This is a genomic window from Ketobacter sp. GenoA1 (genome assembly GCF_003671475.1).
In the GTDB taxonomy this organism is placed as follows: domain Bacteria; phylum Pseudomonadota; class Gammaproteobacteria; order Pseudomonadales; family Ketobacteraceae; genus Ketobacter.
In genome coordinates this window covers 106,765-125,043 of record NZ_RCHM01000046.1, presented here as the reverse complement: position 1 = coordinate 125,043, position 18,279 = coordinate 106,765, and the positions used below count along the sequence as shown (strand labels likewise).

Annotated in this window: 1 protein-coding gene (only partly in view); it reads left to right on the top strand. The window is 54.8% G+C overall.

All 18,279 nt of this window come from inside a single coding sequence — locus D9N13_RS23140, Ig-like domain-containing protein, on the top strand. Of the gene's 44,940 coding nucleotides, 10,099 precede the window and 16,562 follow it; the stretch shown corresponds to coding positions 10,100–28,378 — codons 3,367 (partial) to 9,460 (partial); the first codon wholly inside the window starts at position 3. Both codon boundaries (start and stop) fall beyond the window edges.

Here is an 18,279-nt window from a genome sequence, read left to right as displayed (position 1 = left end):
ATGTGATCGACATTCGTGACCCCTATCGTCCGCAGCTCATTGATGTTGTGTCCCTTAACCCGGCGCGCCCTGACCTGGTGTCTGACGGCGTGTACGATGTCTTCGTCTCCGGTAACCTGGCGTATGCGACGGTGCATTATTCGGATCAGGAAGATGTTCCGGCACAATCCGTGGTTGAGGTCGTTGACCTGATAAAAGTGAAACAGCCCAAGCTGGATGCCACTGTTCCGGTCATGATTCATCGCGATGCCCAGGAAGATAACTTTGCCGCCCGTGGCGTAACACTGGCGCGAGGCGCGATCCAGGTAGCAGGCAGCCGCTCCGGTATCAATCGCATAGATATGCCGGAACTGACCGTGCTGGGGCATCGCCCCGCCTATGATGAAATCGATGTAAAAACCAATGTGACCGATATACGCATTGAGCTTTCCGCAGTGCTGGCTGACGGCGTGGTGCTGTCGGACTACGTGGAAGTGCTGGAAGGGGATGAGCTTATCGGAGCGCCGGTAACAGACCGCTTCAGCATTGGTTATGAGCAGCGTAATGCTGAAGACAACCGCCGGGTTATCCGGCTGGAACTGCTGGATGGCCAGGTGCTGTTGGCCAATACCCGTTACTTTGTGAAACTTAAGGCCGGCTTGCCGCCGTTGACCGGTAATCCGCTGGGCAGTGATTACCTGTTCGGTTTCACCACGGCTGTGTCGGGCAGCGCGGATTCTCCGGATATTGTTTCCATCTGCGCCCTGGTGGATGGGCAGGAGCCAGGGACCTGCAGCGCCACCGGTGGTATTGAAGGTGGCACCGAAATCCTGATTCGCGGCTTTAACTTCTCCGATGATCCGGAATTAATCCTGGGTGGACAACCGTTGGTGGTGGAGCAGGTGGATCTGGCCGGAACCGTGGACGAATATGACCGCATTCTGGCCACCACCGTACCGAATTATCCAGGCCCCGCGGCGGTGACCGTCATCAATAAAGCAGGATTGGAAGACACCGTCATCGGCGGTTTCACCTATGTGGATACACTGCAGATCAGCTTCATTGATCCGGCGGTAGTGAACACGTTGCAGGCCGGCCAGAATGACAAGGTCAATATCGTGGGTCTGGGTTTCCATAACGGACTCACCCTGAAAGCGTATAAACACGGCCAGCCCCAGGAGTTTATTACCGACACCATCGATCAACGGCGCTTGAAGCTGCTTAGCCCTGAGCAGATGGAATGGGTTGTTCCCGATTTCAGTGGTGGTACCGGGCAGCCCTATCGTGGATTCGTCGATGTTGAGATCAGCGATGAACTGGGAAGACGTTTCGTACTGCCAAACGCTCTGTTCTATGGCCGCCTGGCGGTGAACCGAACGCTGGAAACGGAGTACGTGTTTGGCTCCAGCTTTATAAAAGATCAGATCAGTGCCTTGGAAGGGGAAAGGCCGTTCACGAACTACGTTCCGGACGCCCTGAAATTACCGCCCGGTGAAATTACCTCGCTGGCCCATGATCCCGACCTGGAAATGTTCTATGTGCTGGGGCGGGGCCTGTTGGGCCCGGGGGTAACCCAGCCCGATAAAGTCCTGGATTACAGTTATATCAAAGATTACTACGCCCCCGGATGGTTGGCGCTGGTGAAATACGAGCGTGACGATATCGGTAATGCGGCTCCGATGCATGGGTTGGGCTATTACAACCTGCCTCAGGATCTGGTGGCCATGGACCTGACCCTGACCCGGGATTATGTCTATGTCACGGCGCAGGGTTACCGCTTCCCGTTTGTGTCCACTGCCTTTGACAATCAGTCCGTGGTGCTGGTCTATGAACGTGACAAAACCCTGCCGGATGACATCACGGAGCAACCGGAGGGTGAGGATCGAAATTACCTTTATGCGCTGCCGCTGCCGTTCAGTGATGCGCCGAGAAAAATCGTCAGCAAAGATAACCTGTTGGTCGTAGGGGGTGATGAGTCGGGTGTTGTATTGTTAAGCCTGTCCAATCCAACGCGACCCACGGTAATCAGTCAGCTGAAGAAAGCACGCTTAAGCAGCGGCTCTGAAGTTACCATGAAGGTGCGGGACCTGGATGTGGTGGGTGACCAGTTACACGTCAGCTTCGTTACCAAAGCGGCCAAAGCGGGCACCTATGATGAGACATTGGCGCGCGCCATATTTGATCTCAGTAAACCGTCATTGCCGCAAATCGGCGCCAGCCAGCTGGGGCAGGATAGCGCAACACTGGATGCTGATGGCCAGCTGGCGACCGCCAATAAACAGGGCAGTGTTAACGTGTCCACGGTGCTGGATAGCAGCCGGCCGGCGTACTTGAGAAATATCGGCCAGTTCGAAGGCAACGGTTTTGGTGTGCCGGGGCCTTTGTCCGGTATTGCCGCCATGTCCACCGTCAGTGCCAACCTGACCCGAGGTGGGTCCGCCAGCTTCGGGCAATTGGATTGCGAAGGCTATTATGAACCATCCCATGGCCATTACCTGGATCATCCTGGCAGTTCGAAGGACCCTGAACGTCCGGGCAGTGCAGGTGCGTATCTGTCTTTGTATGATCTGAGCCGCAATGATGAGATCCTCCTGCTGGACGCGGTATCCATTGAGCAGGGCTGCATGAAAATGTCCGGTTACGATGTCATTCGACGCGATCCGGTGCTGTACAGCGATGATGGCCTGATTGCTTTCGCGATTAACCGCAAGCCCTCCGGGGCCAATGTTCTGGTGTCCACCTTTAATCTGGTTGACACACTGATGCCGGAGCTGGTGCGCAGTGCTCCCCGTAACGGCAGCCGCTATATCACCCTGGATACTCCCCTGGTACTGACGTTCAGCCAGGCACTGAACCTGTCCGTTGCGGAACTGGCAGATTACGTGCAGTTGATAGAAGAAGACGGCAGTAGTGCCGGTCTGATTCAGGCTGCGGTACTGACCTTGTCTGATGATCAACGCACCATCACCCTGCAACCGGGTGCGGCACTGAAAGCCAATACCAACTATCGAATTCAATTGAGTGGTGTTTTGTCCAGCCGCCGCACGATCGGCCTGATGAATCATGCCATCCGTTTCATTACGGGCAGCGGCACGGGCGCCGGCGTTGAAATTGAAAGCGTAACACCGGCAACGGCGGATGTGGCCGGCTCACCGGTATGGGTGACCCTCACTCAAGTAACGGGTTCTCCGCAATTCCTGGTGGCGGGCACCAATGCGCCGGTGCTCGGCTCCGAAGTGATTGATGAAAATACCATTCGCTATCAGATACAGGCGCCGGTTAATAATCCCGGGCCTGCACCCGTGGAAGTGATCAGCGGTAACGGCACACGGGACCGCCTGTTGGGTGCCTTGTACTATGTGGAGCCCCTGGTGTTGAGTGACTTGTCGCCACAAACCGGCAGCGTCAACGGCGGTACCGTGGTGCGAATCAAAGGTGAAGGGTTCCGCGGTAACAATACCGAAATACAGGTGTATTTCGGCGACGTGCTGGCGCCGCAGGACAGTGTCAAACTGTTGGATCCCACCACTCTGGAGGTGATTACACCACCGGGCAGCATCGGTCAGGTGGATGTAACGGTTAATCTGGCGGATGGTCAGAGTGGCACATTGGCCGCGGCGTATGACTACCAACAGCCAATTCAGGCCAACATCAGTGGTGAAGGTCGTATTCACGACATGGTGCTGGATCCCACCGGTACCTGGGCCATTGCGGCCGCCGGTAGTGAAGGGGTTGTGATTTACAATGTGGCGGCTTCCACCTACACCGGGGATCAAACCAATCCTTTGAACCCGGATGATCTGCGCCAGTTGATTGACCTGGATCGAAACGGACGTGATGACCGGATTGAAACCACCGTTGCGTTGCCCAATGGATATCAGGCACTGGGTGTGGCCACCTACTTTGAAGATGGCGCTGACCGGGTATTTGTGACCGCCGCAACGTTCTCAGGTGCCGATCCGGTATCTGCCAAACTGTTTATCATTTCATTTGACAGTATCGATATTACCAATTCAACCATTGTGAACAGCCTGAAGTTACCGGCGGATTTCTCGCGGGGTATTGAAGTACGTAATAACAAAGCGGTCATTGCAATGGGCGATGGTGGCCTCGGTATTGTTGATGCCTACCTGCACAGCAAGTTATATCTGGCAAACGAATTGGCAGTTGAAGAAAATCTGCCGCTGTTGGACGTAACGCAATTACCAGCTAAAACAGCCACACCGGATCAGTATGCATTCGTGGGTGGTGCCTATGACTTTGACATGCTCAAACTGGTGCAGCCCGAGTACGTGGGTAGCGGTGGATTCTATCTTGCCGAAATGAATCCCGAAGCAGGGCTCACCTTACTGAGTCAATTGGATATTCCTGCCAGTCGTGTAGTGGTGCAGGGTCAGTACGCCTATCTGGCAGCTGGCATGGGTGGCATGGTAATCGTTGATATCAGCGATGTTCGCGCACCGCAAATTGTGTCCCGCATATCCGATGTTGGTCATGTCTACGATGTGGATGTCAGTGGGCATATCGCCTATCTGGCTTTGGGCGACAAGGGCATTGTCACCGTTGATATCACCAATCCAGAACTGCCGATTGTGTCGGCGGGAATGGAAGCCTATGCCGGCAATCATATCGATGTTGTCGTGGCCAGCGCTTATTCCGCACTGGGCTCGGGTACACAGGTGAACGGGCAAAGTGTGGTACAGGTTATTCCTGATGTGGTACTGAAGATATTCCGGGTAGATCCGATCAATGGCATTCTGGATACGGATGTGGATGGTAACGTCAAGGTCCGGGTCAGGTTCAATAAAGCTATTGACCTTTACGACGCTAACCTGAATCTCTTCCGCCTGGTTGGTGCGCAGGGATCAAATCTGAGCAGTAATGTGGTGATCGTCAATAATGATGCGATCGTCACCCTCAGTCCGTCTGCCGTTTCCTCTCTTGCGGTCGGTGATCAGGTCACTCTGGAGGTGGATGCCGGTGTGCAATCTGTGAAACCTCTGCAGAACGATGAGCTGATCAGCCTTTACACCCTGGCGCAGGGTCAACGCTTTGACTTTACCTATCGGGGTATCCGTCCCGACGAGATTATTCTGGAAGCATTGGTGCCGCGCCGGGTCCCGGTGAACACCTCCGCTATTCTCACGCTGTCTGGATTGGGTTTGCCGGCGGAGATTGAGAATCTGCGCATTCAGGTCGGCGGCATCTATACCGAGCTGGAAAGCATTACGGTCAGTGATGATGAATCGCGGACTGCAATTGTGGAATTTTCAGTACCGGCCATCGCCGCGGCGGGGCAGTATGATGTCGTGGTTGAAGTGAATCAGTCCGGAGTATGGCAACAGGCGGTACTGGCGGGTGCTCTGGTTGTGGATGAACCCATACGCTTTGATGCAATCAGTCCCAAGTGGGGGCCTATCAGTGGCGGCACGGTGGTGGACGTCAGCGGTATCGGTTTTGAGCCTGGCAATACCGTCATGGATGGATTGTCGATACAGATCGGTTCGCTGCCCGTGCGTGAGATCGAAGTACTGTCCACCACTCGATTGCGACTGGTGACACCCCGGGGCAGTTCCGGCAAAGCCACATTGTATGGTGAAGATCGTTATGGCAATGAAACTCAATTAAGCGGCGACGATGGCTTCGGCTATGGCTTGAAGCGGCTGGCCCAGGTGCGTCCGGATCTGGTGCAACCAACTGATGTGTGGATTGACCAGGAAACCGGTGTCGCGTTAACTAATGGCGGGTTCATTCTGGATGGCAGTGCTCAGGTCGGATTGGTTCAGGGCCAAGGCGAATTGTTTGAAACCATTGATCAGGACGGCAATAGCGGCAGCAAACTGGTTGATTCCACAGCCGACACGGTACGCGCCGCCAGTTTTGATATTCAGGATCCGAATCAGCCCCTGTATGTGGGTGGTAATTGGTTCCAGCCCAGTGGTGATGAAGCCCGTGCCACCTCGCAATTGTTGTACGGTGGCGATACCGGAGCTGATGCGTTTGCCCAGTTTGGTATGGCAACCTACACCGGTGATTCTGTGCGCATATGGCCCCAGGTGGAGCTGGAAGAAGGGGTATGGCGTAAACGCCTGTACGTAGCATCCGGTGCCCGTGGTGTCGGCCGCTTAAACCTGGACGAACAGAATGGTCTGCAGTTCATCAATGAAGTGAACTTCGGCCAGGATCAGGTGGTAGCCGATGTGGTCAAACAAGGGCATTCCCTGTACGCGACCCGTTATCAGCCCGGTGGCTTGCGCGATCCACAGGCACAAGAGCCGGAAGAACCGAAGTGCGATATTGTCGCTGCCAACAACGGCGGTGCAGGCAGTGTAGAACTTCTGAACTATATCGATCCATTTGATCCGGTCTCGTTTGGTCAGTTGGACAACATGAAAGGCGCGGCAACCCTGCACGTGGATGGGGAGTGGCTGTTCAGCGGTGGTTTTGCTGCCGGCATGGTCTCCACCTATGGCTGCTTACAGTTCCCTAAATACGGCTACGATGAACCCATCAACGGCGCGGACAGCTCGACGGTGACCGCGGTGAATATTTTCGATCCGACGTTGACCCGTCAGTTTGCGTTCGAAAATACTGTGACGGATGTTGTCACCTATGGCGATTACCTGTTTGCAGCGGTAGCCCGATCCGGAGTGGAGTATTTCCATGTGGAACGGCCGGAAGAGCGCTTCAGCATAAGTATCGATGCCTCCCTGCAACAACTTGCCGGCGATGCCAGGCAGCTGCGCATCTATGGCAGCACCCTGTTCATTGCAGCGGATAAAGGGGTTGTGGTGGTTGATATCAGTAATCTGGCGCAACCCAGGGTGGTATCGGCGGGTAATATCGAAACGGTTAAATCCCTCGATATTTATCGTGATCGCCTGATTGCCGGCGGACGCAAGGATGGCTTGCAGGTGTTTACGCTGCCCGCTGCGCTGGTCATATCGGCTACGGTTCCGCAACATGGCATCCTGTCCGCCGATACCAATCAAGCGCTGGAAATTGAATTCAATGAGTTGATGACGGTTGAATCCTTACAGCAGGCCAACGCGATACTGGTAGAAGAGTTGGATCCCAATACGCTCACCAGTACAACTCTGGCGGCGACCGTGGAACCGATACTGGAAGGTGAAGTAACGGAAGCCGCTACCCGTTTCCGCGTACTGTTCGAGCGCACACCGGGAGCAGACATTCGCTTAAGCGTGCTGGATGCCCGTAATCAGCGCGGCTTGGGATTGTGGACGCCATTTGTCCGCGACTTCAGCGTCAGTGAGCAGAGCGTACCGGTACCGGCCATTGAGCAGGTGCAGAATGGGGTGTTCTACCTCGGTGAACAGGATGTCATCACCATCGTGGGCAGCGGGTTCAGTGTGGATTCCCAGATCTATGTGGATCAGTTTGCGGTCAGCACTGAATTTGTCGACAGCAATACCCTGCGAATTCCCGCCAATGCGCTGGAAATGATCCCCATGGCGGTTGGCCAGCATCATATTAAAGTGGACAACGATGGTATAACCGCGACCTGGATGGGCGCCCTGGTGGCCGGCACCGATCGTGCCAGAGATGAGATAACGTTCCAGCTGCAGCCGGATAACGGAGATGCGTCCGGTGGTTACCCGATCAGCGTAACCAGTACCGATGCGGTGTTCCTGCCTGGCTCCAGGGTTTCGCTGCGTGCCAGAAACGGTGACACGGTCATTGAGACAGGTATCGGTGATTTAGAGGGTACGCTGAGCCCCACCATTGACCTGAAAGACAACGTGATTTCCCTGACCAAATTCGCGTTTATTCTGCCGGGCGTGATAACACCGGATCTCTACAGTATTTATATCAGCGTGCCAGTCGCCGATGGTATTGAAGAGCTCTACATTGGTGATTTCTCATATACGCTTGAAGATGGCCTTGGCATCAATTTGCCGAACTATCCGCCCATGGAAATCGGCGCGGCGAAAACCATCGATCCTTATTTGTTTGTTGGGGTTAAGAAAGGCAGCAAACCCACTTCCAGTAACCGTTTCCTGATGGAAGGCGGGCTCGAGATTTACGACATCAGCATCTGGGAACGCCCGGTTCGTTTGTCGCAATTGCCGTCTGACCAGCCGGTAACCGGCCTGGATGTGATCGACGATCTGGCCTTCCTGGCGAACGGTGGTAACGGCGTGGTCAAAGTGGATATCTCGGATCTCACGCGCCCCCTGACCGTATCCAACCTGCCGCTGTCCGGCCATCAGGCAACGGATGTGAGCATCCATCCGGTGAACCGGGTGTTGGCAGTCTCCGCTGCCAACGGCTTGGGTACCGGGTTTGTTCGCTTCTTTGCCCTGGATGGCGAGGAATACGAGGCGGTAGCGGGCTACAACACCCTCTATTTCAATGAGGACAGCAGTGCGGAAGACGCATTGCTTGGCCAGCCACTGGATGTGCAGTGGCAAGGTGATCAGTTGTATGTATTGTTGAAACGGGACGATCAATTGCTGGTGGTGACCATCAGCAGCTTTGGTGCTACTCCAGCCTATACGGTCTACCCGGTTGCCCGGGGTATAGTGTCTGCCAGTAACAGTGATATAAGTGGTGCCTCCTTCCTGGTACAGGAAGGCCAGATTACGCTGTCCACCGCCCAGGAAATTCTGGTGCTTGAATACGCTGCAGGGGGCGACAGCTGGGATACCGTTTACTGGCAGGAAAACTCAGTGGCTGAAGCTGAGATCTTCCACAACGGAGGCTATCTCTTCTACGGTGATGATGACGGTATTCGCTCCCGTACCAGCTCCAAACTGGTCATCAGCGATGTCTCGCCGGGTGCCGGCAGTATCTTGTCCGGCAGTGACCGGGTACGGGTGATGTTCAATAATCTGATCAATACAGATCCCGCCTACCTGAGCACTCACATCAAAGTCATAATGGATGATGATGCGGAATTACCGGCAGCAGCGTTTGAATTGGAAGGCATTAATGCGGTGAATGGGTCGTACATAGATCTGACCTTTACCGACCAATTGGCTTATACAGGGCAAATCCGTCTGCAAATCGGCGCCGGCCTGACTGATCTGGCGGGTAAAGGGCTGCTTCAGTCCGCAGAGTATGCCTTTACATTGCAAACCGGATTCAAGCCCGAGATTACTTCCATAGCGCGGGTAACCGAGCAAGGGTTGCAAGGCCACTTCTTCCATGGGGATGGTACCGAGCAGGCAGCCATCTACGGGCGTAATTTTGGTGTAGACAGCAGTCTGCTGCAGATTATTGTTGGCGATTCGGTGGTGTCCGACGCTGACATTATCTCGGTGTCCGATACTGAGATTCAGATTAATATGCCCTCCATGTTGTTTGGGGATGCAGCGGTTTCTCTGCCACTTACTGTGGTACGCACGGATCAGAATCTGAGTTACATCCGTTACGGTGCAATCACCATTCTGCCGCAAATTGAAATTGACGATATAGCGCCGCAAACTGGCCCGCCTCAAGGCGGTAACCGCGTCGACATTTATGGCCGCGGCTTTACCTATGCGGCCAAAGTAAAATTCGCTGGTTCCACCGCAGGTGATCTGCGAGTCATTTCCAGCAACCATATTCGAGTACGTGCACCGGCTGGTGCGTTCGGTGAAGCAGTGGTTTCCATTGAGAACCCGCTCTTCCCCGGGGAAGAATCCGTTTCACCGGTGAATTACTTCTACACCGGCAAAGAAACCGGATCGGTGGATTTGTCAGCGGACAAACCCAGTCCGGTATCCGCAATGGCATTGACCGAGCAGTTGATGTATGCGGTGACCGGCGGTTACTACGACGTCGTCAAGGAAGATGGTACACGGCAACGATTGACCACCAAGACGGCGCGTTTGATGTTGATCGACCTGTCTGATCCGGTACGCCCGCAGGTACTGGAGAAACAGTTTGCCAACAACCAGGAACCCAAGCCCTATCACTTTGATGTCAGTGGTGGTATCAACCCGGCAGGGTTTGTGGATGTGGCAAGCGATGAGCGCTACCTGCAGATCATTGGTGGCCGCAAGCTTTACCACTTTGATCGAACACTGAGTACCGATCCTCTGTTGTTGCAGACCGTGACACTGGCGGCTGACAGCAGCGGCCTGGTGTTTGATCAGGGATTATCTTACATCAGCACCAGCAAAGGCATTGAGATCTATCGGGTTGGCGCCGATGAATTGCTCCAGCAGGTAATGGTTATTCCCACCAGCCGGCTGGGTGGTCTGCCCGGTCGCATCGCCCTGCGCAAAGACAGTTTGTGGGTGGCCTTGCCCAATACCAAGCGCATTGTTGAGGTGGAACTCAGTACGGGACAGTATGCTGTGGTGCGCAGCTTCGCAACCGTTGATATGGCAGGCAACGCGCTGACACCGGATGATATTCTGGTGGTCGAAAATCTGCTTTTGGTCAGTACCGGTGAAACGGCGACCATTCAAGCCTATGCCCTCGACAGTGAAGATTCCGCAACGCCGGTGGCCAGCGTGTCACTGAATAATGTGGTGCAGGGTGGTGTGCTGCATGCCGGTTCCATGTCGCTGCATGGGCAGACTCTGTATGTAACAGCCGGTGCGGGTGATTTGCAGTTGTACAATATCGCCTCCTGGCTGGATGGCAACTATCTGTCGTCCGTACCCCTCGTGGATTATTTCGCCCTGACGGGGTCAGTCAAAGCCCATGCATTCCATCCTGATGCCTTGTATGCAGGCACGGCCTATGTTGTCAGTGCCGGGGAAGCATTGGAGAGTCCTATTCCGAACGATCTGGATGGTCTGTCGTTAAGCGGTGCGTTAAATACCATCGCCCGTCCGGGTATGACCATTGTGTCCCAGATTCCTGAACCCATGACCAGTTTGCCGGTGGACGCCGCGGTCGAAATTCAGTTCAACCGGGTGCTGGATTACAGCCAGCTGGAGCAGCTGGGTGATACCCTGGTTACCCTGACGCTTGATGGTGTACCGGTGGAGGCGTTTGTATCGCAGCGCGTCAATAACAGTGGTTCGCTGTTGATTCTGCGCCCAGCGCAACCGCTGCAGGCAGATAAGCTTTATGTGGTAACCGTGGCCGGCGAACTGAGTGAGCTCAATGGCAATACACTGGGTGCTGACTATCAATTCCGCTTCATCAGCGAAACCGGTGTGATACCGGCAGTGGATCGGGTTGAGCCGCAGTTCGGCAGCTGGCGTGGTGGCGAAGTCATCACCTTAACCGGTCAGGGCTTTGACGCCGAAACCGTGATCTATGTCGCAGGGGTTGCCGTTCAGGGTGAAGATATTATTGCCATCAGTGATACCAGCATCAGCTTCCTGTTGCCGGCGTTGCTGGATGCCCCGGCGCAGAATCGATTAGTGGGGTTGACTGTTGCTAACGGCAGTTTCGAAGATTTCGTTGCCGCCGCGTTTACCTATGTCACCAATCCGAATGTTTCTGCGATTGGTAGTTTCGATCGCAGTAACGATCGTTTCACCGCCAGTGATAAAGTTTTCAACTACAACGCCGGTGAGTACATTGGTATTCAGGGTACGGGCCTGGGCATTGGTACCCGGGTGCGTATAAACGGTAAGGAAGTATCCAATTTGCTGGTCGAGTCGGCCAGCCTGATCAGCCTGCCGGTGCCGGATAACACCATAGGCCAGCTGATCGTTGAAGTCAGTAACACGGATTTTGGTGAAGATACCGTTACCGATACCAGTCTGGAAATCCGTTACGATGCCAACATCCGGATTAGCGCAGCAGAACGTGCCGTTCGGGTTAATCAACTGCTGGCCACGGCGGACGCGAACGAAGTTCGGCTTTATAGCACCCGTGACGGTGTGATTCCGCTGTTGTTGTCGAAAGTTGCCGCGTCTGACGATGTTGCTCTTATGGCAATGAATGCCTCCAGGATTGGCGTGGTAAGCCAGGGCAGCGGTGATATTGAAGTGTTTGATATCACCAATATCTATAACCCTGCTCCACTTAATCGTATCAATAACGTGCAGGGATATGATTTCTCCGATCTGGTGTTGACTGATGCCAGTATGGTGTTGTTGGCAGGCAATAGCGTGCTGTATGGCAATCCTTCCAGCGCGGATCTGAGCGAGCTTGCACTGGATGGCTCGGCATTGGGCCAGGTAAAAGGGTTGGTCGCAGTAGCCGATTCTCTGGTGATCTATTTTGAGCAGGGCATTGAAGTACGGGATGCCGCAGAACCCAGTCGACTGTTGAACAGTTGGCAGGTGGCAGACGAAAGCATCACCTCTGTTGCGGCGTCTGATCGCTGGCTAACGGTGAGCACCAACAATGGATTGCATTTGCTGGACAAGCGTCGTCTCACCGGCAACGCCGGCGATGCGCTGGTGGGTTCCATTCCATGGCAGGAGCTGTCCTCCGCAACACTGAGCATAAGCGGTGACCTGCTGATCGCCGTAAATGGCGCAACCTGGCAAATTTATGATTTGGATATCGACGGTTACCAGGCCTTGTCGGTCAGGCCGGTTGCCCGCATCGCGGTGCCCTCTGGCGGCTTGAATGGCATCGGTTCCATCAGCCTGAACAATGGATTGTTGGAATGGGTGAGTCAGAAAGGCTACCTCAATGTAGCCATTGATTTGGCGCAGGGAACGGAATTGCTTCCGGCCCAACTGGCTGCCGAAAAAGATGAGTTACGCTTGGATATCACCGGCGATGCATTGGCATGGTCTGGCGTGGAGTTGGCGGCCACCAGCAACAGTGATGCCGCCACCGTATCCGGTGTTACGATTCAGGAAGGCGCGCAGCTGCGATTCGAAATCGGATTGGATTCCTATGCGCCTGGCGAAAGTTATTCCATTGATTTTGTGACTCAACCCACCAGTGTGGTGACCGGCGGCGATCTCAACCTTGATTTGCCGATCACCTCTATCGCAGCTCCGATCTTTGGTATTACGCCCATGACCCTGCAAAGTGTCTCGCCGATCACGGTGGTGGCGGGAACCGCAGTTGAATTTACGGTTTACGGGCAGCAGCTGCAGTTGGTGGAGACGTTGTCCGTGGGCAGCGTGGAGTTGGCAAGGGATCAGCTCACCGTTAATGCCGAAGGCACAAGATTAAACTTCACGGCGACTCTGACGGAGAGCGGGCTGCAAAGTATCATCGTGCAACAGGTTGGCCAGCAAGCCGTACTGCCTGCGGCCGTTGCTGTACGGTCTGCCATGGGGATCAGTAATGTTGCCAGTGACAATTCCGCAGGCGCGACGCGGGTAAGTGATGCCGGGGGCGATCAGATCACCCTGACCACCAGCGGCATCAGCAGTGACGTGACCTTGCATTGGTACCAGACTGGTCAGGGTATTCAGCCCAATGCGAGTAATGAAATTCGTTACTCCTTGGCAGGGGATCAATTGACATTTGTGGCACCGGCATCTTTGGTTGGTGCTCAGTACGACATTGCCCTGTGGCGCAGGAACACCGGTGAGGTGACGGTCACCGGCGCTGATCAACGCATGTTGGTGATCGATGATACACGGCCCACGGTGAACATTGCCCAGCAGTTGGGTTATTCCCTGGATCTGGTTCTGCAAGCAAATGAACCAATCAAAGCGGCTGGCACCAACGCATTCAGCGTCGTCAAGGTATTCAAGGATTACGATAGCCATCCGGCGCCACAGATCGACATCAGTGACCGCTTTGAACCACTGCGTGAAACCGGTGGCACCATTACACTGTCGCTGAAAGACAGCAGCTCGCTGGAACACAATGCAGAATATCTGGTGACAATCAGTGGTTTGCAGGATCTGAGCGGTAATCAGGCGTACGATAATTCCAAGGCCGGAATCAGCGGCGGAGTGCTCAGTACCCGGTTTGTTGCCGAAGACCTGTTGGCGCCGGATGCGGCACAACTCAAACTGCGTTATCTGGACGGTAGCGAGGCAAACGCCAGTGACGTACTGAAGCGCGGCACCCAGTTATATTTCAATATTGTGGGTGTTGATAACTACAAAGCGGCAGAGCAGATCAGCTACCGCTATCGGATATCCGATGACGGTGGTCTCAGTTACCGCACTGGTTGGCTAAGCCCGGGTAAAGATACCAAGGTCAGCAACCTGCCCTATGTACCGGTACAACTGGACGCGGATTTCAGCAGCCTGTCCATATTGCTGGAAGCCTCCGATGGCAAGCAAAAAGTAGAGAAGCGCTTTGACTTTGCTGTGACCGATCCTGAGCTTTCGGTGCAAGCGTTTAGCACCAATCCGTCCACAGTTGAAGAACAGACGCGGGTTATGCTGCAGTTCCAGCTAAGCGGCGACCTTTCCCTGGTGGATACGGCGCAGATTAAAGTGTTCGATGATGGATCATGGCAAACTGTTAGCCTGGATAAGGACACAGGGTTGGCTGCTTTGTCTTATCTGAATCCCAAGCTGATCGATGTGCTCGGCAGTGGCAGTGATGTGGTTGCGACCACCGTTCCGGTCAGTCTGCGCGTTGGATATGGCTTCAGTGGTCAACTCAGTTACCGCAACTATGTGGAATCCTACGTGCTGAACCCGGACAGCACCCCGCCGTCCTTGGTCATCGTTGCGCCGCAGGATGGAGAATATGTGCCGCGTGGCCAAGAGACAGAAGTCATACTGCGCGCATTCGACAGTTACGGTATTAGCCACGTTGATGTGTGTCGGGATAGCCTGACCGCTGATCCCTTCGCTGATGCGGTTAATTGCCAGCAGCTTGCCGATCCCAGTGTTTATCCGATGCTGGTTGCCGAGGATGCGGTGGACCCCATCGTGGTGAATGCGCGTGCGGTCGACCTGAACGGTCTGGTGAGTGACACTGTTACCGCGACCTACCAGCCTATCGACCCGGAACAGGTGGCTCCGAAGCTGGATATTCTGAATATCGAGAACGGCCTGGTGGTGCACTCCGGTGAAGCGCTCAGTGTGCAAGTCCTGATGCGTGACATCACCTCAGCGCAACTGAATTTTGATCTCAACGCAGATGAAACCAATGCGCAGAATCCGGCGGCGATTGCCCTTGTTCGCGGTGAAAGTGACAGTGAGCGGGTGGAAGCGGGTGTTGAAATTCCGGATGTGACCCAATCCGCTGTGTTGGTAGTGCGTGTAGAGGCGGTGGTAGACGGTGTCGAACTCAAGTCCCAGCGTTACCTCAATGTGGTGGTTGATAACGGTATTGAAGAATCGATTGCAGTGGACGTTCTACCTGCCGCGGAAGTGTTGGCGGGAACCACCATTCGTGTGAGCGGCGCCATCCCCGAGGGTATGGATGATTTTGATGACAGCTCCAGTATCGAAATAACCGATGGCGTGAACCAGACCAGCTTGCCGATGTTATTGCAGCAGGAGACAGTTGCCACCGATTATTCAGCGGGAGAAGTGACGGTTGTGGCCAATCTGCGGGACCGTTCGGATAATCTGAAACAACAGACAACCACCCTCTCCAAAGTGGAGTATCTCGCCGGTGATTCCGTCAACCTGTACCAGGCTGACAGTGATTGGAAAATCCACAGTGTTATTCCAACGGCTGCAGTGGCAGAAGGTCTGGTCATGGTGGAAAACCAGGGCCTGGATGGTTATCGGCTGCGTGGCGTCAATACAGTGATTGATGAGGGCGCGGGCGCGGTGACCGGTGCGGTCTTTACCGGTTCGCTGATGGTACTCGAGATCGAAAATCAGGGCCGGCGTCTGATACGTGCCCTGCCGGTTGTCAGCGGTGACTGGGGCGCGGGTATTGATCGCCCGATTTCCGGAAGGATGCTGTCGGCGGCAGGCAATGATGTGTTTGTGGGTTACGGTACGCAGGTGACGGCGCTGCGCTACACCGGTGATGGCTGGGTGCCGGTTATTGGACTGGACGCCGGTACAATTGAATCCGTGGCCGTGCTTGACCAATACCTGGTGGCCCTGGCCGATGGTGCACTGAAGGTCTACACGGTGACAGCAGAGAACGAACTGCGCATCACACTGGTGGATCAGCTGGATGATGTCGACGCAGAGGGTGTTGCCACTGCGGAGGCAACGGTTTATTGGTGGTCCGACAGCAACGTTACGGCCTATCCATTTGCCGGTACGCTGGATGCAGGCTCGGCTGTGAGCTTTGACGCAGGTGCCCGCGTTCAGTCGCTGGTGACGGATGGCGAACTGCTGTGGATAAAAGCACTGGAAGAGGGTAACGCCGCCCACTGGCAAGTATGGAAAAATGGCCAGCGCGCAGGTTACCTGATCAACGATAACGAGCTGACAGTCGGTGCAACGGACCTGTATTGGTTGCAACGGGCCAGTACCGGCGATCGGGTTACCGCGCAGCCTTATCAGACCCAGGATACGGCACCTGCAGTGAACGTATCGGCTTACGCGCTTGCCCATGGCCTGCTGCTGGCCGGTACCATTGAAGATTCAAATCTGGGTGCCCAGCATGTTTACCTGTCCAATGCCGCGGGTGAACGCCTTGCCGCCGTACCCCATTGGTATACAGGTGAACTGGATGGTCGCTTTGGTTATGTGATCCCTCAAGGCCGTACCTGGTTTGTTGCTTACAGCGAACTGGATGGCACCGACATTCTGTTCAATGTGCTGGAGCACGGCACCGCTAACAGCCAGACCATCATTCCGGATTACGTGGAAAACGTGGTCATAGAAGATATGGCTCCGCAGCAAGGGGATCTGATTGCCGAATGGGCGCAACGACCGGTCAGTGTGCTGTTGGATCCTATTAGTCGTGTCAAAGAACTTGGTTTTGCGGACAAGGCCTTTGCTTCTGACGTGAACGGACATTTCTATCAGTGGTTGACCGCTAACGATACCAGCGCCGCTTACAGCGTCGTAGTGAATGAGTCTGTCACCAATGACATTAGCCTGGTGGTGAGCGCAAACAATGACACCAATGCCGCTGTCCTGCTCAGTGGTATTGAGAATAATCAGATGTTCTCAGAAGGTGAATGGCTGAATCTCAGCTATGACGTCAACCAGGCTAACCCTGAATCACAGATCAACCACGTTGAGGTCACTCTCACCGATTTCAATCAGAATGTGGTGGAGCAGATCTTCAGCAGCGACCCCAATGGCGGCTTTGCAATGCAGTTGCCAGCGGTTGCGGTGCAGGAAAGTTATCGGCTCCGGGTGCGGGCGTACTTCAATACCGGCTACGATTACAACGAAACCGAAGTCGGCTTGCGGGTAGTGCCGAAAAACACCGTACCGCAACCCGAGATTTCCGGCTTGCCGCCGCTGGTATACGCCGGTTCCACGCTGTGGGTTGAATTGGCGGACGCCATCGTTGGCTACAATGCCAGTCTGAACATTACCGTGGATGGCGTGCTGCTGGCCTCGGGCGCGGGCCCGGTTCCCTTTACGGTGCCGGATGATGCCTCCGAGATTGTGGTTTCTGTGATCCTGACCGATGGTTATGGAACGGAGCGCCGGGCGGAGTTTGTGGCGCAGGTGATGGATCCCTATCGATTGTCCCTGACGGCTGGTTTTGAGTTTGATGCATTGTTACCGGCAGTGGGTGATTACTGGTACAGCCTGGGCAGTGGGCTCTATAACAGCCAGGGCCTGCAGCTGGAAATGGCCGGTGATATCAGCTCAATGGAATATCTTGGCAAATACCTGCTGTTGGGCGTGCGCGGATTCGGCTTGTATGTTGTGGATCCGGCCGCCAACTTCAAAATCATGAGTAATCATCCGCTGGCGGGCAACCTCCACCAGATCGCGGTAGTGGGTAATCAATTGTATGTTCGTACCCAAACCCGTTTGCTTGCCTATGACATTGCCGGCTTGGCTTTCCAGAATGAAACCGATCTTAATTTCAGTGGTACTTTGCTGGATATGGTGGGTTACGGTGATGGTGTTGCGGTGCTGACCACCACCGAGATAGCCAGAGCCGAGAATGGTGCGGTATCCGATCGCTATCAACGTACCGGTCTGGCCACAATAACGCAGCAGGGAAGCGATCTCTACGCCACCGATGTTGATGGCAACCTGATTCGACTTGATGATGACTGGAACGCAGAAGTATTCGCTCTCGATGTGTCTGCGGAATTACTGCTGGCGCGACGCGGGCAGTTGATCGCGCTCAATGGCTCGGTGCAAAAGGCTGCGGTGATTGATCTCCATGACTATCAGAGTCCGGGTGTCATTGCCAACTGGCCACTGGCTCTGTCTGCGGGCATAACCCATGCCGAACAGTTTGCCGGCAAAGTGTACCTTGACTCAGCTCAGGTACTTGAATTTACGCCTGGCTCGGACGGCTATCTGCCCGTATTTGTGGCGGCGGAATCCGGTTCCGTCTCCGGATTGGCGCGGGATGTCAGTGTGGCCAGGGGATCGGTCATCGCAGCCCAGGATAATT